The organism is Bacillus sp. FJAT-27986, assembly GCF_001685035.1.
Taxonomy (GTDB): domain Bacteria; phylum Bacillota; class Bacilli; order Bacillales; family Pradoshiaceae; genus Pradoshia.
In genome coordinates this window covers 1-22,386 of the sequence record NZ_MAYV01000004.1, presented here as the reverse complement: position 1 = coordinate 22,386, position 22,386 = coordinate 1, and the positions used below count along the sequence as shown (strand labels likewise).

General features: G+C 40.3%; 38 protein-coding genes and 1 rRNA gene. 37 read left to right on the top strand and 2 right to left on the bottom strand.

The genetic code is table 11. From position 1 onward, the window contains the following. Positions 1-15 precede the first annotated feature (15 nt). The 34 genes from rplV (at position 16) to A8L44_RS05585 (ending at position 19,312) form a co-directional block, all read left to right on the top strand. The gene (gene rplV, locus A8L44_RS05750) at positions 16-357 is read left to right on the top strand and encodes a 50S ribosomal protein L22 (RefSeq protein WP_066102967.1); all 342 of its coding nucleotides are present in this window, start codon (positions 16-18) and stop codon (positions 355-357) included. 3 nt (positions 358-360) lie between these two features. Beyond that, entirely contained in the window at positions 361-1,017 is a 657-nt protein-coding gene (gene rpsC / locus A8L44_RS05745) for a 30S ribosomal protein S3 (RefSeq protein ID WP_066102964.1), read from the top strand. 1 nt (position 1,018) lies between these two features. Next, positions 1,019-1,453 carry a 50S ribosomal protein L16 gene (rplP, locus tag A8L44_RS05740; RefSeq protein ID WP_066102961.1) on the top strand — a complete coding sequence of 145 codons (435 nt, stop codon included), beginning with the start codon at positions 1,019-1,021 and terminating at the stop codon, positions 1,451-1,453. After that, complete coding sequence (gene rpmC / locus A8L44_RS05735; protein WP_066102959.1) at positions 1,443-1,643, top strand: 50S ribosomal protein L29; 201 nt, start codon at positions 1,443-1,445, stop codon at positions 1,641-1,643. Before rplP ends, rpmC begins: the two co-directional genes overlap by 11 nt. Positions 1,644-1,664: 21 nt before the next feature. Beyond that, positions 1,665-1,928: a 30S ribosomal protein S17 gene (gene rpsQ, locus A8L44_RS05730; protein ID WP_066102957.1), complete on the top strand. Its 264-nt coding sequence runs from the start codon at positions 1,665-1,667 to the stop codon at positions 1,926-1,928. A 44-nt stretch (positions 1,929-1,972) separates the two neighbouring features. Next, positions 1,973-2,341, top strand: coding sequence for a 50S ribosomal protein L14 (gene rplN / locus A8L44_RS05725; protein WP_066102954.1), 369 nt, complete (start codon positions 1,973-1,975; stop codon positions 2,339-2,341). Between the two features lie 39 nt (positions 2,342-2,380). After that, complete coding sequence (gene rplX / locus A8L44_RS05720) at positions 2,381-2,692, top strand: 50S ribosomal protein L24 (RefSeq protein ID WP_066102951.1); 312 nt, start codon at positions 2,381-2,383, stop codon at positions 2,690-2,692. A 26-nt stretch (positions 2,693-2,718) separates the two neighbouring features. Then, a complete protein-coding gene (gene rplE, locus A8L44_RS05715; protein WP_066102948.1) occupies positions 2,719-3,258 on the top strand; it encodes a 50S ribosomal protein L5 in 540 nt (179 codons plus the stop codon). Positions 3,259-3,282: 24 nt separating this feature from the next. Then, positions 3,283-3,468, top strand: coding sequence for a 30S ribosomal protein S14 (rpsN, locus tag A8L44_RS05710; protein ID WP_053591330.1), 186 nt, complete (start codon positions 3,283-3,285; stop codon positions 3,466-3,468). 29 nt (positions 3,469-3,497) lie between these two features. Then, positions 3,498-3,896, top strand: coding sequence for a 30S ribosomal protein S8 (gene rpsH / locus A8L44_RS05705; RefSeq protein WP_066102945.1), 399 nt, complete (start codon positions 3,498-3,500; stop codon positions 3,894-3,896). A 33-nt stretch (positions 3,897-3,929) separates the two neighbouring features. Further along, the gene (rplF, locus tag A8L44_RS05700) at positions 3,930-4,466 is read left to right on the top strand and encodes a 50S ribosomal protein L6 (protein WP_066102944.1); all 537 of its coding nucleotides are present in this window, start codon (positions 3,930-3,932) and stop codon (positions 4,464-4,466) included. Between the two features lie 32 nt (positions 4,467-4,498). Continuing rightward, positions 4,499-4,861, top strand: coding sequence for a 50S ribosomal protein L18 (rplR, locus tag A8L44_RS05695; RefSeq protein ID WP_066102942.1), 363 nt, complete (start codon positions 4,499-4,501; stop codon positions 4,859-4,861). A gap of 23 nt (positions 4,862-4,884) precedes the next feature. Beyond that, complete coding sequence (gene rpsE, locus A8L44_RS05690; protein WP_066102939.1) at positions 4,885-5,385, top strand: 30S ribosomal protein S5; 501 nt, start codon at positions 4,885-4,887, stop codon at positions 5,383-5,385. 13 nt (positions 5,386-5,398) lie between these two features. Continuing rightward, the gene (gene rpmD / locus A8L44_RS05685) at positions 5,399-5,581 is read left to right on the top strand and encodes a 50S ribosomal protein L30 (RefSeq protein WP_066102935.1); all 183 of its coding nucleotides are present in this window, start codon (positions 5,399-5,401) and stop codon (positions 5,579-5,581) included. A gap of 32 nt (positions 5,582-5,613) precedes the next feature. Further along, the gene (rplO, locus tag A8L44_RS05680) at positions 5,614-6,054 is read left to right on the top strand and encodes a 50S ribosomal protein L15 (protein ID WP_066102932.1); all 441 of its coding nucleotides are present in this window, start codon (positions 5,614-5,616) and stop codon (positions 6,052-6,054) included. Further along, the gene (gene secY / locus A8L44_RS05675; protein WP_066102930.1) at positions 6,054-7,346 is read left to right on the top strand and encodes a preprotein translocase subunit SecY; all 1,293 of its coding nucleotides are present in this window, start codon (positions 6,054-6,056) and stop codon (positions 7,344-7,346) included. The genes rplO and secY overlap by 1 nt, the downstream gene beginning before the upstream one ends. A gap of 56 nt (positions 7,347-7,402) precedes the next feature. After that, positions 7,403-8,056, top strand: a complete 654-nt coding sequence (locus A8L44_RS05670; protein ID WP_066102927.1) for an adenylate kinase — start codon at positions 7,403-7,405, stop codon at positions 8,054-8,056. Next, positions 8,053-8,799, top strand: a complete 747-nt coding sequence (gene map / locus A8L44_RS05665) for a type I methionyl aminopeptidase (RefSeq protein ID WP_066102924.1) — start codon at positions 8,053-8,055, stop codon at positions 8,797-8,799. The genes A8L44_RS05670 and map overlap by 4 nt, the downstream gene beginning before the upstream one ends. A 16-nt stretch (positions 8,800-8,815) precedes the next feature. Then, the gene (locus A8L44_RS05660; RefSeq protein ID WP_066102921.1) at positions 8,816-9,121 is read left to right on the top strand and encodes a KOW domain-containing RNA-binding protein; all 306 of its coding nucleotides are present in this window, start codon (positions 8,816-8,818) and stop codon (positions 9,119-9,121) included. Beyond that, positions 9,121-9,339 (top strand): translation initiation factor IF-1, encoded by a 219-nt coding sequence (infA, locus tag A8L44_RS05655; protein WP_040372572.1) that lies wholly within the window; start codon positions 9,121-9,123, stop codon positions 9,337-9,339. Before A8L44_RS05660 ends, infA begins: the two co-directional genes overlap by 1 nt. Positions 9,340-9,377: 38 nt before the next feature. Next, on the top strand, positions 9,378-9,491 hold the full coding sequence (gene rpmJ / locus A8L44_RS05650; RefSeq protein ID WP_017473641.1) for a 50S ribosomal protein L36: 114 nt from the start codon (positions 9,378-9,380) through the stop codon (positions 9,489-9,491). Positions 9,492-9,513: 22 nt separating this feature from the next. Beyond that, positions 9,514-9,879 (top strand): 30S ribosomal protein S13, encoded by a 366-nt coding sequence (rpsM, locus tag A8L44_RS05645; protein WP_066102920.1) that lies wholly within the window; start codon positions 9,514-9,516, stop codon positions 9,877-9,879. A gap of 22 nt (positions 9,880-9,901) precedes the next feature. Continuing rightward, complete coding sequence (gene rpsK / locus A8L44_RS05640; protein WP_049672521.1) at positions 9,902-10,291, top strand: 30S ribosomal protein S11; 390 nt, start codon at positions 9,902-9,904, stop codon at positions 10,289-10,291. Positions 10,292-10,473: 182 nt separating this feature from the next. Next, positions 10,474-11,418, top strand: a complete 945-nt coding sequence (locus A8L44_RS05635; RefSeq protein ID WP_066102914.1) for a DNA-directed RNA polymerase subunit alpha — start codon at positions 10,474-10,476, stop codon at positions 11,416-11,418. Between the two features lie 48 nt (positions 11,419-11,466). Beyond that, positions 11,467-11,829: a 50S ribosomal protein L17 gene (gene rplQ, locus A8L44_RS05630; RefSeq protein ID WP_066102910.1), complete on the top strand. Its 363-nt coding sequence runs from the start codon at positions 11,467-11,469 to the stop codon at positions 11,827-11,829. 371 nt (positions 11,830-12,200) lie between these two features. Beyond that, on the top strand, positions 12,201-13,037 hold the full coding sequence (locus A8L44_RS05625) for an energy-coupling factor ABC transporter ATP-binding protein (RefSeq protein ID WP_066102907.1): 837 nt from the start codon (positions 12,201-12,203) through the stop codon (positions 13,035-13,037). Beyond that, on the top strand, positions 13,013-13,879 hold the full coding sequence (locus tag A8L44_RS05620; protein WP_066102904.1) for an energy-coupling factor ABC transporter ATP-binding protein: 867 nt from the start codon (positions 13,013-13,015) through the stop codon (positions 13,877-13,879). The genes A8L44_RS05625 and A8L44_RS05620 overlap by 25 nt, the downstream gene beginning before the upstream one ends. Next, positions 13,876-14,673, top strand: coding sequence for an energy-coupling factor transporter transmembrane component T family protein (locus A8L44_RS05615; protein WP_066102901.1), 798 nt, complete (start codon positions 13,876-13,878; stop codon positions 14,671-14,673). Before A8L44_RS05620 ends, A8L44_RS05615 begins: the two co-directional genes overlap by 4 nt. A gap of 16 nt (positions 14,674-14,689) precedes the next feature. After that, positions 14,690-15,430, top strand: coding sequence for a tRNA pseudouridine(38-40) synthase TruA (gene truA, locus A8L44_RS05610; RefSeq protein WP_066102898.1), 741 nt, complete (start codon positions 14,690-14,692; stop codon positions 15,428-15,430). A 186-nt stretch (positions 15,431-15,616) separates the two neighbouring features. Next, positions 15,617-16,054 (top strand): 50S ribosomal protein L13, encoded by a 438-nt coding sequence (gene rplM / locus A8L44_RS05605; protein WP_066102895.1) that lies wholly within the window; start codon positions 15,617-15,619, stop codon positions 16,052-16,054. Between the two features lie 20 nt (positions 16,055-16,074). Continuing rightward, the gene (rpsI, locus tag A8L44_RS05600) at positions 16,075-16,467 is read left to right on the top strand and encodes a 30S ribosomal protein S9 (RefSeq protein WP_066102893.1); all 393 of its coding nucleotides are present in this window, start codon (positions 16,075-16,077) and stop codon (positions 16,465-16,467) included. 475 nt (positions 16,468-16,942) lie between these two features. After that, complete coding sequence (locus A8L44_RS05595) at positions 16,943-17,383, top strand: DUF2521 family protein (protein ID WP_066102892.1); 441 nt, start codon at positions 16,943-16,945, stop codon at positions 17,381-17,383. Positions 17,384-17,459: 76 nt separating this feature from the next. Then, the gene (gene cwlD, locus A8L44_RS05590) at positions 17,460-18,176 is read left to right on the top strand and encodes an N-acetylmuramoyl-L-alanine amidase CwlD (RefSeq protein ID WP_066102889.1); all 717 of its coding nucleotides are present in this window, start codon (positions 17,460-17,462) and stop codon (positions 18,174-18,176) included. An 86-nt stretch (positions 18,177-18,262) separates the two neighbouring features. Continuing rightward, complete coding sequence (locus A8L44_RS05585; RefSeq protein WP_066102886.1) at positions 18,263-19,312, top strand: Mrp/NBP35 family ATP-binding protein; 1,050 nt, start codon at positions 18,263-18,265, stop codon at positions 19,310-19,312. A 35-nt stretch (positions 19,313-19,347) separates the two neighbouring features. On the opposite strand, the gene gerD is transcribed toward A8L44_RS05585, so the two are convergent. Beyond that, positions 19,348-19,938 (bottom strand): spore germination lipoprotein GerD, encoded by a 591-nt coding sequence (gerD, locus tag A8L44_RS05580; RefSeq protein ID WP_066102883.1) that lies wholly within the window; start codon positions 19,936-19,938, stop codon positions 19,348-19,350. A gap of 139 nt (positions 19,939-20,077) precedes the next feature. Here gerD and A8L44_RS05575 point away from each other — a divergent pair, with 139 nt between their 5' ends. Next, a complete protein-coding gene (locus tag A8L44_RS05575) occupies positions 20,078-20,719 on the top strand; it encodes a KinB-signaling pathway activation protein (protein ID WP_066102880.1) in 642 nt (213 codons plus the stop codon). Between the two features lie 15 nt (positions 20,720-20,734). Here A8L44_RS05575 and A8L44_RS05570 read toward each other — a convergent pair whose 3' ends face one another. Beyond that, a complete protein-coding gene (locus A8L44_RS05570) occupies positions 20,735-21,547 on the bottom strand; it encodes a polysaccharide deacetylase family protein (RefSeq protein ID WP_066102877.1) in 813 nt (270 codons plus the stop codon). A 144-nt stretch (positions 21,548-21,691) separates the two neighbouring features. On the opposite strand from A8L44_RS05570, the gene A8L44_RS05565 reads away from it, so the two are divergent. Both A8L44_RS05565 and A8L44_RS05560 read left to right on the top strand, forming a co-directional pair. Beyond that, positions 21,692-21,934, top strand: a complete 243-nt coding sequence (locus A8L44_RS05565) for a hypothetical protein (protein WP_066102874.1) — start codon at positions 21,692-21,694, stop codon at positions 21,932-21,934. Between the two features lie 253 nt (positions 21,935-22,187). Then, positions 22,188-22,386: ribosomal RNA gene (locus tag A8L44_RS05560) — 16S ribosomal RNA — on the top strand; the annotation flags it as partial.

Genomic DNA, 22,386 nt, shown 5'->3' with positions numbered 1-22,386 from the left:
GAGGAGGGCATAAATATGCAAGCAAAAGCTGTTGCTAGAACAGTTCGTATTGCTCCTCGTAAAGCTCGTTTAGTATTAGATCTAATCCGAGGTAAGCAAGTAGGCGAAGCAGTTGCTATTCTTAACTTAACTCCGAAAGCAGCTTCCCCTGTTATCGAAAAAGTATTAAAATCTGCTGTTGCAAACGCAGAACACAACTACGATATGGACGTTAACTCGCTTGTCATTTCTGAAGCCTATGCTAACGAAGGACCAACACTTAAACGTTTCCGTCCACGTGCAATGGGTCGTGCAAGCGCGATTAACAAACGCACAAGCCACATCACAATCGTTGTATCAGAAAAGAAGGAGGGATAATCCGTGGGTCAAAAGGTAAATCCGGTCGGTATGCGTATCGGGATCATCCGTGATTGGGAATCCAAATGGTTCGCAGAAAAGGACTACGCTAAACTTTTGCACGAAGACATTAAAGTACGTGAGTACATTATGAAACGTCTTCACGATGCATCTGTTTCTAAAATCGAAATCGAACGTGCTGCAAACCGCGTGAACATTTCTATCCACACTGCAAAACCTGGTATGGTTATCGGTAAAGGTGGTACAGAAGTTGAAGCGCTTCGTAAAGCACTTAATCAATTAACTGAAAAACGTGTTCACATCAACATCATTGAAATCAAGAGAGCTGATTTGGACGCTAAATTAGTAGCGGAAAATATCGCGCGTCAATTAGAAAACCGTGTATCTTTCCGTCGTGCACAAAAACAAACTATCCAACGTGCAATGCGCGCTGGTGCAAAAGGTATCAAAACTCAAGTATCTGGACGTTTAGGTGGAGCTGATATCGCTCGTGCTGAACACTACAGTGAAGGAACTGTTCCACTTCATACTCTTCGCGCTGACATCGACTATGCTACAGCAGAAGCGGACACTACTTACGGAAAGCTTGGAGTAAAAGTATGGATCTATCGTGGAGAAGTCCTTCCTACCAAGAAGAAGTCTGTGGAAGGAGGAAAATAATATGTTATTGCCTAAACGCGTAAAACATCGCCGTGAACACCGCGGAAAGATGAGAGGCCGTGCAAAAGGCGGTACAGAAGTAGCATTCGGTGAATACGGTCTACAAGCTCTTGAGGCTTCTTGGATCACAAACCGTCAAATCGAAGCAGCTCGTATCGCAATGACTCGTTATATGAAACGTGGCGGTAAAGTTTGGATTAAAATTTTCCCTCACAAACCATACACTGCAAAACCTTTAGAAGTACGTATGGGTTCCGGTAAAGGGGCACCTGAAGGTTGGGTAGCAGTAGTAAAACCTGGTAAAATTATGTTCGAAATCGCTGGAGTATCTGAAGAGGTAGCACGTGAAGCCCTTCGTCTTGCAGCTCACAAACTTCCAGTAAAATGCAAGTTTGTAAAACGTGAAGAAATTGGTGGTGAAGCAAATGAAATCTAATGAGATCCGTGATTTAACCACTGCCGAAATAGAACAAAAACTTAAAGCACTTAAAGAAGAGCTTTTTAACCTTCGCTTCCAGCTTGCTACAGGACAATTAGAAAATCCTGCACGTATTCGTGAAGTTCGCAAAGCGATTGCACGTATGAAAACAGTTGTACGTGAAAGAGAGCTCAACGTAAACAATTGATAATGAGAGGAGGTTCACACAATGAGTGAACGCAACCAGCGCAAAGTATACACTGGCCGTGTTGTTTCTGACAAAATGGATAAAACAATCTCTGTTGTCGTTGAAACAAAGAAAACACATCCTTTGTATGGCAAACGCGTGAAATACTCCAAAAAATATAAAGCTCATGATGAAATGAATGAAGCAAAAGTTGGCGATATCGTTAAGATTATGGAAACTCGCCCATTATCCGCAACTAAACGCTTCCGTTTAGTAGAAGTTGTAGAAAAAGCGGTTATCATTTAATATAAATGTTTCGGATTTAGTAATTCCGAAGGGAGGTTACGCAGATGATTCAACAGGAATCTCGTTTGAAAGTAGCTGACAACTCTGGTGCTCGTGAAGTACTTACAATCAAAGTTCTTGGCGGTTCCGGTAGAAAAACAGCTAATATTGGTGATGTAATCGTATGTACGGTCAAACAAGCAACACCAGGAGGCGTTGTTAAAAAAGGTGACGTTGTGAAGGCAGTTGTTGTTCGTACTAAACGCGGCGTTCGTCGTACAGATGGTTCATACATTCGATTCGACGAAAATGCATGCGTGATTATTCGTGATGACAAGAGCCCTCGTGGAACACGTATTTTTGGACCTGTTGCTCGTGAACTTCGCGACAGCAACTTCATGAAAATCGTTTCACTAGCTCCTGAAGTTCTTTAATAAACAGTGATATAGACTTTTCAAGGAGGTGCGAATCTCGTGCATGTAAAAAAAGGTGATAAAGTAGTAGTCATCTCCGGCAAGGATAAAGGGAAACAAGGCGTAGTTCTTGAAGCATTCCCTAAGAAAGATCGTGTTCTTGTTGAAGGTGTAAATATTGTAAAGAAACACGCTAAGCCTTCTCAAGCGAACCCACAAGGTGGTATTTTCGAACAAGAAGCAGCGATTCATGTTTCTAACGTTATGATTATTGATCCTAAGACTGGTAACCCTACTCGTGTAGGCTATCAAACAGTCGACGGCAAAAAAGTACGTGTAGCAAAAAAATCAGGTGAATCTTTAGATAAATAAGTCATAAACGAAGGGAGGTACAACAAGTGAACCGCCTTAAGGAAAAATATCAAAAAGAAATTACTCCTGCTCTAATGAGCAAGTTTGAATACAATTCAGTAATGCAAGTTCCTAAACTTGAAAAAATCGTTGTGAACATGGGTGTCGGCGATGCCGTTTCAAACGCGAAAGCATTGGACACTGCTGTAGAAGAATTAGCAACTATCACTGGTCAAAAACCAGTTGTAACTAAAGCTAAGAAATCTATCGCTGGTTTCCGTCTTCGTGAAGGCATGGCAATCGGTTGTAAAGTAACTCTACGCGGAGAGCGTATGTATGAGTTCCTTGATAAATTGATTGCAGTTTCCCTACCACGTGTACGTGACTTCCGTGGAATCTCCAAAAAAGCATTCGACGGTCGTGGTAACTACACATTAGGTGTTAAGGAACAGTTGATTTTCCCTGAAATCGACTACGATAAAGTAAACAAAGTCCGCGGCATGGACATTGTTATCGTAACGACAGCTAATACTGATGAAGAAGCTCGTGAGCTTCTAACTCAATTCGGAATGCCATTCCAAAAGTAATCGCTAAATAAGGGAGGCGAAAAAGTGGCTAAGAAATCAATGATCGTGAAACAACAACGTACACCAAAGTTTAAAGTACAAGAGTACACACGTTGCGAACGCTGCGGCCGTCCGCATTCTGTATACCGCAAATTTAAACTTTGCCGTATTTGTTTCCGTGAACTAGCATATAAAGGACAAATTCCAGGCGTTAAAAAAGCTAGCTGGTAAAACCCGAAAACGGGAAGGAGGTTATCATTGTGGTAATGACAGATCCAATTGCAGATTTGCTAACTCGCATTCGTAATGCGAACATGGTTCGTCACGATAAATTGGAAGTTCCAGCTTCCAAAATGAAAAAGGATGTAGCTGATATCTTGAAACGTGAAGGTTTCATCCGTGACGTAGAATTTATTGAAGATAATAAACAAGGTATCTTGCGTATCTTCTTAAAATATGGTGCTAACAACGAGCGCGTAATTACTGGTATCAAACGTATCAGTAAACCAGGTCTTCGTGTATACGCAAAAGCAGGAGATGTTCCTCGCGTATTAAACGGTCTTGGAATCGCAATCGTATCTACTTCTCAAGGTGTTATCTCTGATAAAGAAGCACGCGCTAAGAAAATTGGCGGAGAAGTAATCGCGTACGTATGGTAATAAACATTTCACTGATGAATGGAGGTGCACGAAATGTCCCGCGTAGGTAAAAAACCTGTAGAAATTCCAGCTGGAGTTACAGTTACTTTGAACGGAAATACAGTAACTGTTAAAGGACCAAAAGGTGAATTGACTCGTACTTTTCACTCTGATATCGAAATCAAAGTTGAAGATAATATCGTAAATGTATCCCGTCCAACTGATGAAAAACTTCATCGTTCATTGCACGGTACTACACGCGCTATCATCGCTAACATGGTTGAAGGTGTCTCCCAAGGCTTCGAAAGAAATCTTGAGTTAATCGGGGTTGGTTATCGTGCTCAAAAACAAGGTAAGAAACTTGTATTGAATGTAGGATACTCTCACCCAGTTGAGATCGAACCAGAAGAAGGAATTGAAATTGAAGTTCCTGCTAACACAAAAATCACAATCAAGGGTACTGACAAGGAGCGCGTTGGAGCTTTAGCTGCTAACATCCGCGATGTACGTCCTCCTGAACCTTACAAAGGTAAAGGTATCCGTTATGCTGGCGAACAAGTTCGTCGTAAAGAAGGTAAAACTGGTAAGTAAAGGCCCTAAAGCTTAGGAAAGGAGTGTCGTAAATGATCACGAAGGCTAACAAAAACGCTACTCGTAAGAAAAGACATGCACGTGTCCGCGCTAAATTAGCGGGTACACCGTCTCGTCCGCGTTTAAATGTTTTCCGATCCAATAAGCACATTTATGCACAGCTTATTGATGATGCTAATGGTGTTACTTTAGCTAGTGCATCAACACTTGATAAAGAAATTAGCCTTGAGTCCACTAGTAACGTGGATGCAGCTAAAAAAGTTGGCGAAGTAATCGCTAAACGTGCTGTAGAAAAAGGTGTTTCCGAAGTTGTTTTTGACCGTGGAGGATACTTATATCACGGACGTATACAAGCACTTGCAGATGCTGCACGTGAAAACGGATTACAATTCTAATAGACAAAGGAGGGACATATTAGATGCGTCGCATTGATCCAAATAAATTAGAACTTGAAGAACGCGTAGTTACAGTCAACCGCGTAGCGAAAGTTGTTAAAGGCGGACGTCGTTTCCGTTTCACAGCGCTAGTGGTTGTCGGAGATAAAAATGGGCATGTAGGATTCGGTACTGGTAAAGCACAAGAGGTGCCAGATGCAATCCGTAAAGCTGTTGAGGATGCGAAGAAGAACCTGGTTACTGTACCAATGGTTGGAGTTACAATTCCTCATGAAGTAATCGGACGTTTCGGATCTGGTGAAATCTTAATGAAGCCAGCTTCTGAAGGTACTGGAGTTATCGCTGGTGGACCAGTTCGTGCCGTGCTTGAATTAGCAGGTATCGCTGATATCCTTTCCAAATCTCTAGGCTCTAACACACCTATCAATATGGTACGTGCTACTATTGATGGCATTAAACAAATGAAAAGTGCGGAAGAAGTTGCAAAATTGCGCGGTAAATCTGTAGAGGAACTGTTAGGATAAGGAGGGAAATCAAATGGCTAACAAATTAGAAATTACCCTCACGCGTAGCTTAATCGGTCGTCCTGAAGATCAACGCGTAACAGTAAATACTCTTGGTCTTAAAAAAATGCACCAAACTGTAGTGCATAACGACAATGACGCTATTCGCGGTATGATTAACAAGGTATCTCACCTTGTTACTGTTAAAGAAATCTAAGCTTACTAACGTTTATATAAGGAGGTGCCAGCATGAAACTTCATGAATTAAAACCTGCAGAAGGTTCTCGTAAAGAACGCAAACGCGTAGGCCGCGGTATTGGTTCAGGTCATGGTAAAACTGCCACTAAAGGACACAAAGGTCAAAACGCCCGTTCCGGCGGTGGAGTAAGACCAGGATTTGAAGGGGGTCAAACTCCTTTATTCAGACGTTTACCTAAACGCGGATTTACAAACATTCATCGTAAAGAATACGCAGCAGTTAACCTTGAAAAATTAAATCGCTTTGAAGATGGTACTGAAGTAACACCTGAATTGTTAATCGAAACAGGTGTTGTGAAAAGCGAAAAAGCAGGAATCAAAATTCTTGCAAAGGGTAATGTAGAGAAAAAATTAACAGTTAAAGCACACAAATTCTCTGCAGCTGCTAAAGAAGCGATTGAAGCCGCAGGCGGTAAAACTGAGGTGATTTAATGTTCCGTACATTGCGTAATTTCATGCGAGTGAAAGATATCAGGAATAAAATTCTCTTTACTCTTGCAATGCTGGTTATCTATCGCATCGGGTGCTTTATACCTGTTCCCGGTGTGAATGCAGACATTCTTGCAATGAACGATGAGTTAAGTGTATTTGGAGTTTTGAACTTCTTCGGTGGTGGAGCTTTAAGTAACTTCTCTATCCTTGCAATGGGGATCATGCCATATATTACGGCTTCGATCATCATCCAGCTATTGCAAATGGATGTAGTTCCTAAATTTGCAGAATGGGCAAAGCAAGGTGAAGTTGGAAGGCGTAAATTAGCTCAGTTTACCCGCTATGGAACCATAGTTCTTGGATTTATTCAAGCACTTGGAATGTCATATGGTTTTAATAACATGGCTAATGGAGCTTTGATTGATAATCCAGGAATTACGACATATCTGTTAATAGCTACTGTATTAACAGCCGGTACCGCATTTCTATTGTGGCTCGGTGAACAAATCACTTCTAAGGGAGTAGGAAACGGAATTTCGATCCTTATCTTCGCGGGTATCGTATCGGCAATTCCTTCTACGCTCAACCAGGTTTATGCATCCATGTTCGAAGATGCTGGAGATGCATTATTCCTTAATATAGCAATTGCTGTATTGATTGTACTTGCAATCATCGCTGTAGTTGTTGGTGTAATATTTATTCAACAGGCAAACAGAAAAGTACCTATTCAATACGCTAAGCAGGTTTCAGGTAAAAGTCCAGTCGGTGGACACAACACACATTTACCTTTAAAAGTAAACTCTGCTGGTGTTATTCCGGTTATCTTTGCAGTTTCCTTTATTATTACTCCGCCAACAATTGCATCATTTTTCGGTGAGAATAGTGTAACAACATGGATTACTAAAACATTTGATTACACACAACCCGTTGGAATGATCCTTTACGTTGCTTTGATTATTGCATTCTCCTATTTCTATGCTTTTATTCAGGTTAATCCGGAGCAATTGTCCGAAAATCTGAAGAAGCAAGGTGGATATGTACCAGGAATACGTCCAGGCAAAGCCACTCAGGAATACTTCACGAGAGTATTATACCGATTGACTTTTGTTGGGGCTCTATTCCTTTCATTCATCGCAGTGCTTCCTGTAATATTTATCAAGCTAGGCAATCTTCCATCATCTGCCCAAATAGGTGGAACGAGTCTCTTGATTATAGTTGGGGTAGCCTTGGATACAATGAAGCAATTAGAATCGCAACTTGTAAAAAGACATTACAAAGGTTTTATTAAATAAAAGGTTTCGGGGACTATTATGCTCCCCAAGCCTATTATTGTTTAGGGGGAAAAAGTGTGAATCTTGTATTAATGGGACTGCCAGGAGCCGGTAAAGGTACTCAGGCAGAAAGAATAGTAGAAGAATACAACATCCCTCATATCTCTACTGGAGATATGTTTCGGGCAGCTATGAAAGAGGAAACACCACTTGGTTTAGAAGCTAAATCATATATGGATAAAGGTGAACTGGTACCGGATGCAGTTACAATCGGTATCGTACGTGAACGTTTAGCTAAAGATGATTGCCAAAAAGGCTTTTTGCTAGATGGATTTCCACGCACAGTTGCTCAGGCTGAAGCACTTGAACAGCTTTTAGCTGAAATGGATCGTCAATTAGACTATGTCATTAATATACAAGTCAATAAAGATAGCTTGTTAGAACGATTGACAGGCCGCCGCATCTGTAAAGATTGCGGAGCTACCTACCACCTAGTATTTAATCCTCCTGCCAAAGAAGGCGTGTGCGACCGCTGTGGTGGAGAGTTGTACCAAAGAGCTGATGATAACATCGATACGGTGCAAACCCGTCTCGAAGTAAACATTCAACAGTCGCAGCCACTGATTACCTTCTATGAAGGAAAAGGATATTTACGAAATCTTGACGGACAACAACCGATTGATAAAGTCTTCGCGGATATAGAAGAGCTTCTCGGGAGCTTGTCTCGATGATCATTTGTAAAACCCAACGCGAGATTGAAATCATGCGTGAAGCTGGGCGTATTGTTGCTCTGACACATCAGGAACTGCAAAAATACATTAAACCCGGTGTTTCAACAAAGGAACTGGATGCTATTGCGGAAAAGTTTATACGCAAACATAATGCAATTCCGTCCTTTAAAGGGTATAATGGTTTTCGTGGCAGTGTTTGTACATCCGTTAACAACGAACTTGTACATGGCATTCCTGGGGATAAGACATTAAAAAACGGCGACATTATCAGCATTGATATTGGTGCACAACTTAATGGCTATCACGGCGATTCAGCATGGACCTATCCAGTTGGAGACATTGATGATGAAACCAGGAGACTGCTTCAAGTAACAGAAACATCCCTCTATAAGGGGATTTCGGAAATAAAGCCAGGCCAACGTCTCTCTAATATCTCACATGCTATTCAAACATATGTCGAGGAAAACGGCTTTTCTATAGTAAGAGAGTATGTCGGACACGGTATCGGTCAAGACTTACATGAAGCACCGCAATTGCCTCACTTTGGTCCGCCGAATAAAGGCCCAAGATTGAAGCCGGGAATGGTGCTGTGTGTTGAGCCAATGGTGAATGCAGGAAGCCGCTATGTTCAAACATTAGCCGACAACTGGACAGTTGTTACAGTTGATGGGAAGAACTGTGCTCATTTTGAGCATACCATTGCGATTACCGAAGAAGGCTATGAAATCTTAACATTAGTTTAAATGTAGGTGATCTTGATTGGTCCAAAAGGATAGATCTCCCCGGTTGGGACAATTTGTTCGGGTCACTCAAGGCAGGGATACCGATCAATATGCCATAATTGTAAAAATTTTAGATGAAAAGTTTGTTTGTATTGCTGACGGAGACAAGCGTAAGTTTGATTCTGCCAAGCGTAAAAACATACTTCATCTTCATTTGTACGAAGACTGGTCTCAGGAAGTGGAGAGCAGTTTAGGGGAAACAGGTCGCGTAACGAACGGAAAGCTCCGTTTCGCTTTGACTTATTTTATGAAAAGCCAAGAGAAGAAGGGAGAAGAACTGTAATGGCAAAAGATGATGTTATTGAAGTTGAGGGTACAGTTACTGAGACTTTACCAAACGCTATGTTTAAAGTTGAATTAGAGAATGGCCATACTGTCCTTGCCCATGTATCAGGCAAAATCAGAATGCATTTCATTCGTATTCTGCCAGGTGATAAAGTGACGGTAGAGCTATCTCCTTATGACTTGACCCGCGGAAGAATTACGTATCGTTTTAAATAATCTCGGTTGCACTCCGCATTTTATAAGGAGGGAAAACAATGAAAGTCAGACCATCAGTAAAACCAATCTGCGAAAAATGTAAAGTTATCCGTAGAAACGGTAAAGTAATGGTTATTTGTGAAAACCCAAAACATAAGCAAAAACAAGGGTAATATTTGAAGGAGGTGCACATAAATGGCACGTATTGCAGGTGTAGATATTCCTCGTGAAAAACGAGTTGTTATTTCTTTAACTTATATTTTCGGTATTGGTAGACCAACTGCTGAAAAAGTACTTGCAGAAGCTGGAGTTTCTCAAGATACTCGCGTACGCGATCTTACTGAAGATGAATTGAACAAAATCCGTGATATTATCGATGGATACAAAGTAGAAGGTGACCTTCGACGTGAAGTTTCCTTAAACATCAAACGTTTAATGGAAATCGGTTGCTACCGTGGATTACGCCACAGAAGAGGACTTCCTGTTCGTGGACAAAACACTAAAAACAACGCACGTACTCGTAAAGGCCCACGTAAAACTGTTGCTAACAAGAAAAAATAATAAGTAAGGAGGTTTTGTCGATATGGCACGCAAAACGAACACACGCAAACGCCGCGTGAAAAAGAATGTAGAGTCAGGTATTGCTCACATTCGTTCTACTTTCAACAACACAATTGTTACAATTACTGATGCACACGGAAATGCTATTTCTTGGTCAAGTGCTGGTGCACTTGGTTTCAGAGGTTCCCGTAAATCTACACCATTTGCAGCGCAAATGGCAGCAGAAACTGCAGCTAAAACTTCTATGGAACATGGTATGAAAACTTTAGAAGTTACTGTTAAAGGCCCAGGATCTGGTCGTGAAGCAGCTATTCGTGCATTACAAGCAGCTGGTCTTGAAGTTACTGCAATTAAAGACGTAACTCCAGTACCTCATAATGGTTGCCGCCCGCCTAAACGCCGTCGTGTATAATATTGTTTGAATAGAATTTATTTCCCTGTCTATAATGGGGTAATATAGTGATTTTTCTTTTCTCAAGGAAATCACAAATATGTTGCGCACATTGGGAGTATATATTGGGGAATTTCGGTTAGATGCAAACCACTACCTTCTTCTAGCCGGGGTTTCGACGTTACGAAGGAGGGTATTGTTGAATGATCGAGATAGAAAAACCAAAAATTGAAACGGTTCAAATCAGCGAAGACGGAAAATATGGTAAGTTCATCGTTGAACCACTTGAGCGTGGATATGGAACAACTTTGGGTAACTCCTTACGTCGTATCCTACTATCCTCATTGCCTGGTGCTGCCGTTACATCTATTCAAATAGATGGTGTGCTCCATGAGTTCTCTACTATTGAGGGTGTAGAAGAAGATGTAACTGCTATTATCCTAAATATTAAGAAACTCGCATTAAAGATTTATTCTGATGAAGAAAAGACTCTTGAAATTGATGTTCAGGGGGAAGGGGCAGTAACGGCTGCAGATATTACACATGATAGCGATGTGGAAATCCTAAACCCGGATTTACTGATAGCTCACCTTTCTAAAAAAGCTCACTTGCGTATGCGCTTGGTAGCTAGAAGAGGAAGAGGCTACACGCCAGCTGATCAAAACAAACGTGATGATCAACCAATCGGTGTAATCCCTATTGATTCCATTTACACACCAGTATCTCGGATGACATATCAAGTTGAAAACACTCGTGTAGGTCAACTGACAAACTATGATAAACTTACAATCGATGTATGGACTGATGGAAGCACTGGTCCAAAAGAAGCTATAGCTTTAGGTGCGAAGATTGTAACAGAACATCTGAATATCTTTGTTGGTTTAACAGACGAAGCTCAAAATGCTGAAATTATGGTTGAAAAAGAAGAAGACCAAAAAGAAAAAGTTTTGGAAATGACAATTGAAGAGCTTGATCTTTCTGTTCGTTCTTACAACTGTTTAAAGCGTGCTGGTATTAATACAGTACAAGAGCTTGCTAATAAGACTGAAGAAGATATGATGAAAGTTCGTAATCTTGGCCGTAAATCACTTGAAGAAGTGAAAGCTAAGCTAGAAGAACTAGGTCTTTCCCTACGTAAAGACGATTAATGAATGAATAGATAGAATCAGTTATTTCAACAAAGGAGGGAAACTTTCATGGCATACAGAAAGTTAGGACGTACAAGCGCACAGCGTAAAGCAATGCTTCGCGATTTGGCTACTGATTTAATTATCAACGAGCGTATCGAAACGACTGAAACTCGTGCGAAAGAATTACGTTCCGTAGTCGAAAAAATGATTACTTTAGGTAAACGCGGAGATTTACATGCACGCCGTCAAGCTGCTGCATACATCCGTCACGAAGTAGCAAACGCTGAAACTGGGCAAGATGCAGTTCAAAAATTATTTGCTGATATCGCGCCTCGTTACGAAGAGCGTCAAGGTGGATACACTAGAATCATGAAAATTGGTCCACGTCGTGGAGACGCAGCACCAATGGTAATTATCGAGTTAGTTTAATGATGTAAGGGTAGGGGTGGACAGAGTATCTGACACCCATATCCTATATTAAATACCTTAATCCAATGATTCTGGTATAAGCTAACTAAAGCATCATGCGTTTACGCATGTGCTTTACTCTTATTTTACTGAATAATCCAAAAAACGATAGAGCGTTACGATAGGCATGAATTGGGTGACGATCCAATTGATGTTTGTCTAGCTCTCGCACCCCTTGTACAGACAAAACGTACGTTGTCTGACATTAAGATAAGTGAATGCTGCTCTTAATTCAGGAAATCCATTGGGATAATCCGGAAGGGGTGCAGCGTTTTTTTATATCCAAAAATAGTTGAGCTAAGCAGAGAATAGAGCAGCACAGGGAGGAAGCTATGAGTAAACCGTTGGCTGAAGTTAGTAATATATCCTTTCAATATGAAGCGAAGACGAATAAAGCTCTGGATAATGTATCGTTTAAAGTCCAGGAAGGTGAATGGCTCGCTATTGTTGGGCATAATGGTTCCGGCAAATCAACATTGGCCAAGCTATTAATAGGGCTCTATTTTGCTAATGAAGGAACGATCATGGTCAATGATATGGTCATGAGCGAAGGCACTGTTTGGGATATCCGACAGCATATTGGAATGGTCTTTCAAAATCCTGATAATCAGTTTGTAGGTACAACTGTGCAGGATGATGTGGCTTTTGGTTTAGAAAACGCCGGCATTGAGAGAGAGGATATGATAAACCGTGTCCAGGATGCATTAAGGAAAGTTCGCATGGATGAGTTTCTCGATCAAGAGCCGCACCATTTATCAGGTGGACAAAAGCAACGTGTTGCAATAGCAGGTGTACTGGCCTTGCGCCCATCTATTATTATTCTGGATGAAGCCACCTCCATGCTTGATCCTTTGGGTAGATCAGAAGTACTTGGCATTATTAGAGAATTGAAGGAAGACAAACAATTGACAGTAATATCGATCACTCATGACTTGGAGGAAGCTGCCCGAGCTGACCGGATGATTGTATTGAATCAGGGGAAAATATTTGCGGAAGGCAGTCCGGCTGAGATATTTAAGTTAGAGGAAGAACTTGTGAAATTAGGACTTGATATCCCGTTTTCTATAAAACTTTCTAAATCATTAAGAGAAAATGGTATCCAGGTTTCTGATCAAATCACCGAAGAAGGGCTGGTGAATGAACTATGCAAATATCACTTGAAGAAGTAGAGCATACCTATCAACTGGGGACGCCATTTGAGCATCGCGCTTTATATGATATTAATGTTCGTTTTCCAACTAATTCTTTTATAGGTGTAATTGGTCATACTGGCTCAGGCAAATCTACTCTCTTACAGCATTTAAATGCCTTGTTAAAGCCAACAAAAGGGAAAGTCACCATTGGAGAAAGAGTTATCTCCGCAGATAAGAAAGAAAAGAATTTGAAAGCCATCCGTCAAAAAGTAGGAATTGTCTTTCAGTTCCCTGAACACCAGCTTTTTGAGGAAACCGTATTAAAAGATATCTGCTTTGGACCCATGAATTTTGGTGTGAGTGAGGAAGATGCCAAAAAACGTGCGTATGCAGCGATCAAATTAGTGGGTCTGGACGATTCGATTATGGAGTCTTCTCCATTCGATTTATCCGGCGGTCAAATGCGAAGAGTAGCTATAGCAGGAGTACTGGCCATGGAACCGGAAGTTATTGTTCTGGATGAACCTACAGCCGGGTTGGATCCAAGAGGGCGAAAAGAAATTATGGATATGTTTCATGCCCTTCATAAGGAAAAGGCTCTTACAACCATATTGGTTACACATAGCATGGAAGATGCAGCAAGATACGCAGACGAACTGATTATCATGCATAGAGGAACGATTGTCAAAAAAGCCTCTCCAAATGAAGTATTCTCTGATCCAGAGGCGTTAATGGATTTAGGACTGGCAGTGCCTGATACCATTCGATTCCAGATGGAATTTGAACAAAAGAGCGGTTTAGTCCTCTCCAAGAAGCATCTGTCATTGGATGATTTGATTAGCGAGATATCAAATCTCCTGGGAGGTGGACAACAATGATGGATAAATTTATAATGGGGCGCTATGTTCCAACTGATTCAGTTGTCCACAGAATGGACCCAAGGGCAAAATTATTATTAGTCTTTTTCTATGTATGCATCGTATTCCTGGCTAATAACTGGATATCGTACGCCATTTTAATTACTTTTACCTTAGTATTGCTAGGATTAACAAAAATTAAACCGCTATTCCTATTACAGGGATTAAAGCCGGTAATCTTTTTAATCATTCTAACATTGCTTATACAACTGTTTTTCACAAAAAGAGGAGAGGTTGTCTTCTCGCTCGCCGGTATTGATATTTATGATGAAGGAATTAAGATGGGGATCTTTATATCCTTGCGTTTTACATTATTAATCTTAGTTACTTCTATCCTGACGCTTACGACAACGCCGATTGAGATAACGGATGGAATGGAATATCTATTGAACCCTTTAAGGAAAATTAAATTCCCGGTTCATGAGCTTGCATTAATGATTTCTATCTCATTACGCTTTATTCCAACGTTGATTGAAGAGACGGATAAAATTATGAAGGCACAAACCTCAAGAGGCGTCGATTTTTCATCGGGCCCGCTGAAGGAAAGATTGAGTGCAGTCGTCCCGCTCCTTGTTCCATTATTTGTAGGTTCTTTTAAACGTGCTGAGGAGCTGGCTACAGCGATGGAAGCAAGGGGATACAGGGGCGGAGAAGGCAGGACCAAATATCGTGCTCTTAAGTGGGAATTTTCTGACATGATCTTAATCATCTCTCTCATCCTCTTATCAATCGCTCTTATCCTCACTAGAAACTAATAGGGAGAGTACTGGAATGATACGTTACAAATGTACAATAGCTTATGATGGGACAAATTTTGCCGGCTACCAAATTCAGCCTGACAAGCGTACGGTTCAATTGGAATTGGAAAAGGTCCTAATGACCATGCATAAGGGAAGAGAGGTCAAGGTGGCTGCTTCAGGCCGTACAGATGCCGGTGTTCATGCCAAAGGGCAAGTCATTCACTTTGACTCTCCACTTGAGCTGCCTGCGGAAAGATGGAAAAAAGCACTGGGAACTATGCTGCCTGCAGATATAGCCATCGTAGATATCGAGAAGGCAGATCCTGAATTTCATGCCAGGTTTAATGCGGTTGGTAAAGAATACCGTTATAGTATTTCGTTGGCTGAAGTAAAAGATCCCTTTATACGAAATTATGCCTATCACTATCCTTATAAACTCGATTTAGCTATGATGGAGAGAGCGACAGAGTATTTAACCGGGACCCACGATTTTACCAGTTTTTGCTCCGCTAAAACAGAAGTGGTGGATAAAGTAAGAACGGTCAAGTCAATTAATTTTCTTAAAGATGATCAACAATTGGTCATACGTTTTGTTGGAGATGGCTTTCTGTATAATATGGTACGGATTATGGTAGGTACTTTATTGGACGTTGGAATTGGTAAACGTCGTCCGGAGGATATGAAGGATATCATAGCTGCCCAAGATCGCACGAAAGCGGGGAGAACCGCACCAGGACACGGGCTATATTTATGGAAAGTAGATTATAAATAAAATCTAAATTCCATGACAACTAATCCAGGTGTAACATTTTCTTGACAATGGCCGAAAAACGGTATATCATATCCTTTGGTATGTTAAAACCACGAGAATAGCCCCGGAAACTATTTCGTGTTTAGATAGAGCCACAAATTTTATCAAAAAAATGAAACAATGAACTATTTTTAGGAGGGTAAATCAATGCGTACGACGTATATGGCGAAAGCTAGTGATGTAGAACGTAAATGGTACGTTGTAGATGCCGAAGGTCAAACTTTAGGTCGTCTAGCATCACAAGTAGCCTCAATTCTTAGAGGTAAACACAAACCAACTTATACTCCACATGTTGACACTGGTGACCATGTGATTATTATCAATGCATCTAAAATCGAACTGACTGGTAAGAAATTAACTGATAAAATTTACTACCGTCACTCCATGCACCCAGGTGGTTTGAAAACAAGAACTGCTCTTGAAATGAGAACTAACTACCCAGAGAAAATGTTGGAGCAAGCTATCAAAGGTATGCTTCCAAAAGGATCTCTTGGTCGTCAAATGGGTAAAAAATTAAACGTATATGCTGGAGCTGAGCATCCACATCAAGCACAAAAACCTGAAGTTCTTGAGCTTCGCGGTTAATATTAAAGGAGGATATAACATTGGCACAAGTACAATATTACGGTACTGGTCGACGTAAGAGCTCCGTTGCTCGTGTGCGTTTGATTCCAGGTGAAGGCCGCATCATTATCAATGATCGTCAAATCGATGACTACATTCCATTCGCAGCACTTCGTGAAGTAGTAAGACAACCTCTAGTTGTTACTGAAACAACAAACAGCTATGACATTTTAGTAAACGTTAAAGGTGGAGGCTACACAGGTCAAGCAGGCGCTATCCGTCACGGTATCGCTCGTGCATTACTTGAAGTAGATCCAGAATACCGTCCAGGACTAAAACGTGCAGGATTGTTAACTCGTGACCCACGTATGAAAGAGCGTAAAAAATACGGTCTTAAAGGCGCGCGTCGTGCACCTCAGTTCTCAAAACGTTAATTTTACAATTGCGTTCAAAAGACTCTCAGACATTTGTCTGGGGGTCTTTTTTTGTTATGTTTGGACATATTGACCAACAGACGGCTTAGTTGTGTAAGCGAAGTTTGGTTTGGCTGGAGTGATCCAGATTAGCTCGGTTACGTATGATTAATATTCGGGATGGATTGGCTGGATTATGAGCTAATTCGGCTGGATTAATAATCCGTTTGGCCGGATCAAATAGAAAGTGGCTGGATTCATTAGATATTTGGCAGAATTAAATAAGAAGACGAGTATATTCTAAACAAAGTGGCTCGAAAAGAGACCCTGATATCACATATCGATCCGATTAACACCTCCTTATATACGATATTTTATAACTTCTCCTTACATTTCCCATTTATCCCATGGCATGAGTCTATGCCATCCATCAAACAATAGAGTATATCTTAACTAAGTTCTATTGATGATTATATTTTGATTTAGAGGTGGTTTAATGAATACAGTTGTAAATCTTGCTGCTTTTCGTAAAGAAAAGCGGTTGAAATATGAGCGTGAGATACTGAAGGATTTTTCGCTTGAACTTTTAGGGAGGCAATATCGCCATCTTGCTAAAGGGTTAAAATGCTTTCCGGGATACTCGATTGAGCCTGCTGAAGAGCATTGCTATGATATTGCAGTGGAGGGATTCCTTCTAGGTGGATATTATAGTAAGTTTAATCGGTATGGAGAGTCGCCAGAGCGGATAAAAGAGAGAGCAAAAAAAGAAATTGATATGCTCTCACAGCAATTGTTTTACTACCTTTATCAATCGGAGGAAAATGGCTCTCCCTTTATACAAGAAACATTGCGCGGTTTGACGGATGAATATGTAACGGCATGGTGGATGGAAGGATACGCAAAAGGAATTAATCGCTATAAAATGAGGATGAAATAGATCTAGCTTGTTCTATCTAAACTCCTTGTCCCATAAGATATAGTAATAGTGGATTATGGGGTAAAGGGGATAAGATATGAATGTTCATAAGAAGGTTCTCACGACCTGTTTTGTGGTTGGGGTAGTTCTTCTGTTTTTAATGATGTCATACAGGATGAACCAGCGTGTATCATTTCAGCAGTGGAATCTGCCCTTGGCTGGAAAAGTTATTGTCATTGACCCGGGACATGGAGGGATAGATGGCGGGGCGACCTTTAATGGTGTAATCGAGAAAAATGTAACATTGCCAATTTCGTTAAGACTAAGGGATTACCTGCAGGAACAAGGTGCCCTTGTTTTAATGACAAGAGAAAAAGATGTAGATCTTGCTGGTTCTGACTCCAGGAGTATACGGGAAAGGAAGCGGACGGATTTAATTACACGAACTAAATTTATAAACAATTCTGAGGCGGATTTGTATATTAGCGTGCATGCCAATGCCTTTCCACAGGTAAATTCGAAGGGAGCCCAAACATTTTATTCACCTAAGTTTTCTGAAAATAAGCAAGCAGCTAAATTGGTCCAAGCGGAGTTTATTCGTAATTTAAAAAATACGAAAAGGCATGCCAAACCAATGGAAAGTGTATATTTAGTCAAGCATGCGAATAAACCGGGAGTTCTGGTAGAAGTAGGCTTTCTTTCAAATGATGAAGAAAGACGCAATTTACAAAACAAAGTGTATCAGGATGATATCGCACTCTCAATCTATACGGGAGTGATTAGATATTTTTTAAAGGAACATGAAGAAGATTGAAAATACAGAATCAATTTAGCAAATGATACCTATTGAATATGTTATACTAATAGCGGTTACAAATACATACAAGGTAGGTGTCGTTCGTGCTTACAGAAGCAAAGGTACGGGAATTACTTGAAGAATTAAAAGATCCATTTTTAAATAAAACCCTTAAAGAAACAAACGGTATTATAGAGATAAAGATTAAAGAGGAAAAGCGGCATGTGAGCGTGAAAATTGCCATTGCTAAAACAGGTACGGCTGAACAGCTGCAAATCCAACAAATGGTTGTAAATACATTAAAGGAGGCTGGGGCGGATACAGTTGGCATTCGTTTTGCTGACTTGCCAGAGGATGCCTTGGCTAAATTCCGTGAGTCTTTGCCGAAAGAAGAAAAAGGATTACTCGATAGTGACACTACCTTTATTGCAATTGCGAGTGGAAAAGGGGGAGTCGGCAAATCTACAGTCTCTGTAAATCTGGCAGTGGCTTTGGCGCGCCTTGGTAAAAAGGTTGGCCTGGTGGATGCTGATATTTATGGTTTTAGTGTTCCGGATATGATGGGGATTGATAAGCGTCCAACTGTTAAAGAGGAACGTATATACCCAGTTGATCGTTTCGGTGTAAAAGTGATCTCTATGGGGATGTTCGTTGAGGATAATGCACCAATTATATGGAGAGGTCCGATGCTTGGAAAGATGCTGAATAACTTTTTCCAGGAAGTAGAGTGGGGAGATTTGGATTATTTGTTGCTTGACCTTCCTCCTGGAACTGGAGATGTAGCCTTGGATGTTCATTCCATGCTGCCAACCTGTAAAGAAATCATCGTTACCACTCCGCACCCTACAGCTGCGTTTGTTGCTGCTAGAGCGGGTGCTATGGCAATTCGCACAGAGCATGAGGTAATTGGTGTTGTTGAAAACATGTCTTACTTTGAGAGTAAAACAACCGGCGAAAGAGAATACGTCTTCGGTAAAGGTGGCGGAGAAAAGCTAGCGGAAGAGCTTAATACAGAATTATTAGGCAAACTTCCTCTTGGACAGCCTGATTGGAATGATGAGGAGTTTGCGCCATCAATCTACGCAGAAGATCACCCGACCGGAAGGATGTTTACAGATATAGCTGAGAAAGTAACTGAAATGGTTAATAAATGATAAGTAAACGCCTCCGTTGAATGGAGGCGTTTTATTTATGTTTGATTTTCTTTCTTATTGTTTGAACTATTCTCTTTAGATTTTTCATCAGCCGCTTTTAGTAGGATATCTTCTATCTTTGCCTTATAGAGCGGGCTATCAATGACCTCTGTTAAGACGGATTGAAGCTCTTTGCGATAGTCCTTACCTTGCATAATTTCTGTGAATTCTTTTCTCATATCCGAATCCTTTAGGACATTTGTTAATAATGCCATATATTCCGGATCAGTCATTAAATCTTTAAGAATCTGTTTATGAGAGGATTCCAGTCCATTTGCAAGAGATTTTACAAACTTCGGATCCTTGAATGCATTCTCCCAGAACTTTTTTTCTTTGTCAGAAGTTAATACTGTCTCAATGGTATTTGAAATATCCTCCTGATTCATAATTAATTCGGTTTTAACTGATTCATCTTGAAGGATATCCTCTATTGCTTTCTTTCCTTCATCTGATTTTAAGACATCTACAATGATTTTTTTAGTTTCACTATAGTTTTCTTCGCTTGATTCTGTATTCGTTTCACTGCAGCTGGTTAAAGTGAACAGGCATAAGATAAGACCAAGAGCACACTTGAATATAGTAGTCATCTATTGAATCCTCCTCTAATAAATCTACATTGATAATATGAATCGAGAATAAAAAAATATACGTGTTTAAATGAATTAATAGATTTTCATGACAACGGTTGGTACAATTTAGTAGAACATACATAGAGGGTGGGGAAAAATGAGCAGTCGATATTGGGTGAAGCTATTTATGAATACCTTGCTGATAGGTGGTGTTACAGCGGGGGTCGTTGGTTTATTTGCAAAATGGAATGAGTTTTCACTTAAGACACCAGTTGAATTACTAGTTGGCTTCTTGTGGATGGCTGGAGTTGGGTTAATATTCAGTGTTATTAGCCAGATGTGTTTTTTTGCGTATTTAACCGTTCATAGACTGGGAATGGAAATGTTTAGATCTGTTTTTGTCTGGCATGCCATTCAATTGGTGCTTACTGTATTTGTATTAGTTGACCTAGCTTATTTACGGTTTGTGTTTTTTGGAAATAAAACAGAAGGTGCCTTTTCATATATATGGTACCCTATCTTAATTTTAGTAGTAGCGTTAATAGTAGGTGTGCTGAAAGTTAAACAAACAAATAAAAGTGCCTTTATACCTACCTTGTTTTTTATGGTTGTAGTAACAGTAATAGAATGGTTCCCGGTGCTTAGGGTAAATGATGAAAGTTATATGTATTTCATGTTAATCCCTTTGCTTATCTGTAACACTTATCAGCTGTTGATTTTGCCAAAATACCATGAGAAATCAAAAGAAGCTGCGAAGGAACGTATGAAACGCACGCAGCAAAAAGCCGCACACTCGTAAAGGAGTGCGGCTTTTTTAGTTTAATTGAAGAGTCTCCTTAATCATTAAATGACTACTGTTTACCATATAGGGTATCCTGCTAATTTCGTGGCTGGTTGATTTAGAGTTGGATATCATTTCAGAGACAGAGAGTAGTTTCAGATTTTTATTAGTCAATTCCTCTTTAATGAGGGGGATCGCTTTAGCGGTTTGTATGGCGGCATCAGAAGCGTGAAGTAAGATGATATCCCCTTTTTTGGCCTGAGCGACATTCTGGGCAATAATCTTTGTCCCTGGGTTTTTCCAATCCATAGAATTGACACTCCAATGAACCATTGTAAGGTTCGACTTCTCGGCAATTTTTAATACTCGTCTATCTACATCCCCAGTAGGAGTCCGTAATAGGAGCGGCTTTTCGATTCCAGCTTTTCGGAAGGCTTCAAGCCCTTTAGATATATCATTTTGGATGCCAGGCTCTTCAAGCTCCGTGTAATCGATATAGGAATATCCTAGAAGGCCAATCTCGTAGCCCTGTTCTTTAATCATCTTAACAATATGGGGATGCCGTTCAACCCAAGAGCCTGCTAAGAAAAACGTGGCAGCATGAATTTTTTCCTGTTTTAAAGCTTTTAGAATATCTTCAGCCTTTTCATCGCCCCAGCCGATATTAAAGGTCAAAGCTACTCCTTTTTCTCCTTTGTATATAATCTTGGGTTTCCCATTGATTGAGAAAGAGGGTGAGACTGCGAGGAATTCCACATAAAAAAATAGGGCTGTGAAGAATGTAATAATTAGTAATAATATTAGCTGCTTTCCTCTGCGTGCATTTGTTACATAAAAAAAGGGCATGTTATTCACCTCATCTAATTAATCAGCTTTTAATGTAATGTATTTGCTGGGTGGGACAAATATTACAGTTAAAAAAATAGCTTGTATAAAATTTAAAGGAATGATGTAACATATCCCTGTTGATCATTAGGTAGGAGGGATATCGTGCTGGGGGTTTTACTGACGGAAAAAGAAGGTATGGAATTAGAGTTTTTAATTAAGAGAGAAATGGATGAAATTCGTACGGATGAAAGAATAAAAATCCATCATCCAATTGTTCAAAGAGCAATTGAAGAAAGATATAAGCTTTTGTTAAAACTCCTAATTAGAATTGCTCCGAAAAGCGAGTATTTAAGGTATTTGAATACACCTATAAAAACAGAAAATAATTTTGATAAAAAGTGTTGACTTGGAATTTAAATGCTGATATATTTATATACGTTGTCACGAACGAAGTCGAAACGAAAGAAATCGACTAAAAAAACTTTTAAAAAAAGTTGTTGACAACAAAAAGCGAATTTGATAATATATAAAAGTCGCTGAAACAAGCAACACAGATTGTTCTTTGAAAACTAAACAAAACGAAACGCCAAGCAAGTCTAAAAACAAGAGATTTTTAAAATCTCGTCAATTTGCTTTAAAATTTAGCTAGATCAAACATCTTTCGGAGAGTTTGATCCTGGCTCAGGACGAACGCTGGCGGCGTGCCTAATACATGCAAGTCGAGCGAATCTGAGGGAGCTTGCTCCCAACGATTAGCGGCGGACGGGTGAGTAACACGTGGGCAACCTGCCCCTAAGATTGGGATAACTCCGGGAAACCGGTGCTAATACCGAATAGTTTCTCTTTTCACATGAGGA

Coding starts and splice junctions, on each gene's coding strand:
- rplV (WP_066102967.1), top strand. CDS start 16: ATGCAAGCAAAAGCTGTTGCTAGAACAGTTCGTATTGCTCCTCGTAAA.
- rplP (WP_066102961.1), top strand. CDS start 1,019: ATGTTATTGCCTAAACGCGTAAAACATCGCCGTGAACACCGCGGAAAG.
- rpmC (WP_066102959.1), top strand. CDS start 1,443: ATGAAATCTAATGAGATCCGTGATTTAACCACTGCCGAAATAGAACAA.
- rpsQ (WP_066102957.1), top strand. CDS start 1,665: ATGAGTGAACGCAACCAGCGCAAAGTATACACTGGCCGTGTTGTTTCT.
- rplN (WP_066102954.1), top strand. CDS start 1,973: ATGATTCAACAGGAATCTCGTTTGAAAGTAGCTGACAACTCTGGTGCT.
- rplF (WP_066102944.1), top strand. CDS start 3,930: ATGTCCCGCGTAGGTAAAAAACCTGTAGAAATTCCAGCTGGAGTTACA.
- rplR (WP_066102942.1), top strand. CDS start 4,499: ATGATCACGAAGGCTAACAAAAACGCTACTCGTAAGAAAAGACATGCA.
- rpsE (WP_066102939.1), top strand. CDS start 4,885: ATGCGTCGCATTGATCCAAATAAATTAGAACTTGAAGAACGCGTAGTT.
- rpmD (WP_066102935.1), top strand. CDS start 5,399: ATGGCTAACAAATTAGAAATTACCCTCACGCGTAGCTTAATCGGTCGT.
- rplO (WP_066102932.1), top strand. CDS start 5,614: ATGAAACTTCATGAATTAAAACCTGCAGAAGGTTCTCGTAAAGAACGC.
- secY (WP_066102930.1), top strand. CDS start 6,054: ATGTTCCGTACATTGCGTAATTTCATGCGAGTGAAAGATATCAGGAAT.
- map (WP_066102924.1), top strand. CDS start 8,053: ATGATCATTTGTAAAACCCAACGCGAGATTGAAATCATGCGTGAAGCT.
- infA (WP_040372572.1), top strand. CDS start 9,121: ATGGCAAAAGATGATGTTATTGAAGTTGAGGGTACAGTTACTGAGACT.
- rpmJ (WP_017473641.1), top strand. CDS start 9,378: ATGAAAGTCAGACCATCAGTAAAACCAATCTGCGAAAAATGTAAAGTT.
- rpsM (WP_066102920.1), top strand. CDS start 9,514: ATGGCACGTATTGCAGGTGTAGATATTCCTCGTGAAAAACGAGTTGTT.
- rpsK (WP_049672521.1), top strand. CDS start 9,902: ATGGCACGCAAAACGAACACACGCAAACGCCGCGTGAAAAAGAATGTA.
- A8L44_RS05635 (WP_066102914.1), top strand. CDS start 10,474: ATGATCGAGATAGAAAAACCAAAAATTGAAACGGTTCAAATCAGCGAA.
- rplQ (WP_066102910.1), top strand. CDS start 11,467: ATGGCATACAGAAAGTTAGGACGTACAAGCGCACAGCGTAAAGCAATG.
- A8L44_RS05625 (WP_066102907.1), top strand. CDS start 12,201: ATGAGTAAACCGTTGGCTGAAGTTAGTAATATATCCTTTCAATATGAA.
- A8L44_RS05620 (WP_066102904.1), top strand. CDS start 13,013: ATGCAAATATCACTTGAAGAAGTAGAGCATACCTATCAACTGGGGACG.
- A8L44_RS05615 (WP_066102901.1), top strand. CDS start 13,876: ATGATGGATAAATTTATAATGGGGCGCTATGTTCCAACTGATTCAGTT.
- truA (WP_066102898.1), top strand. CDS start 14,690: ATGATACGTTACAAATGTACAATAGCTTATGATGGGACAAATTTTGCC.
- rplM (WP_066102895.1), top strand. CDS start 15,617: ATGCGTACGACGTATATGGCGAAAGCTAGTGATGTAGAACGTAAATGG.
- A8L44_RS05595 (WP_066102892.1), top strand. CDS start 16,943: ATGAATACAGTTGTAAATCTTGCTGCTTTTCGTAAAGAAAAGCGGTTG.
- cwlD (WP_066102889.1), top strand. CDS start 17,460: ATGAATGTTCATAAGAAGGTTCTCACGACCTGTTTTGTGGTTGGGGTA.
- gerD (WP_066102883.1), bottom strand. CDS start 19,938: ATGACTACTATATTCAAGTGTGCTCTTGGTCTTATCTTATGCCTGTTC.
- A8L44_RS05575 (WP_066102880.1), top strand. CDS start 20,078: ATGAGCAGTCGATATTGGGTGAAGCTATTTATGAATACCTTGCTGATA.
- A8L44_RS05570 (WP_066102877.1), bottom strand. CDS start 21,547: ATGCCCTTTTTTTATGTAACAAATGCACGCAGAGGAAAGCAGCTAATA.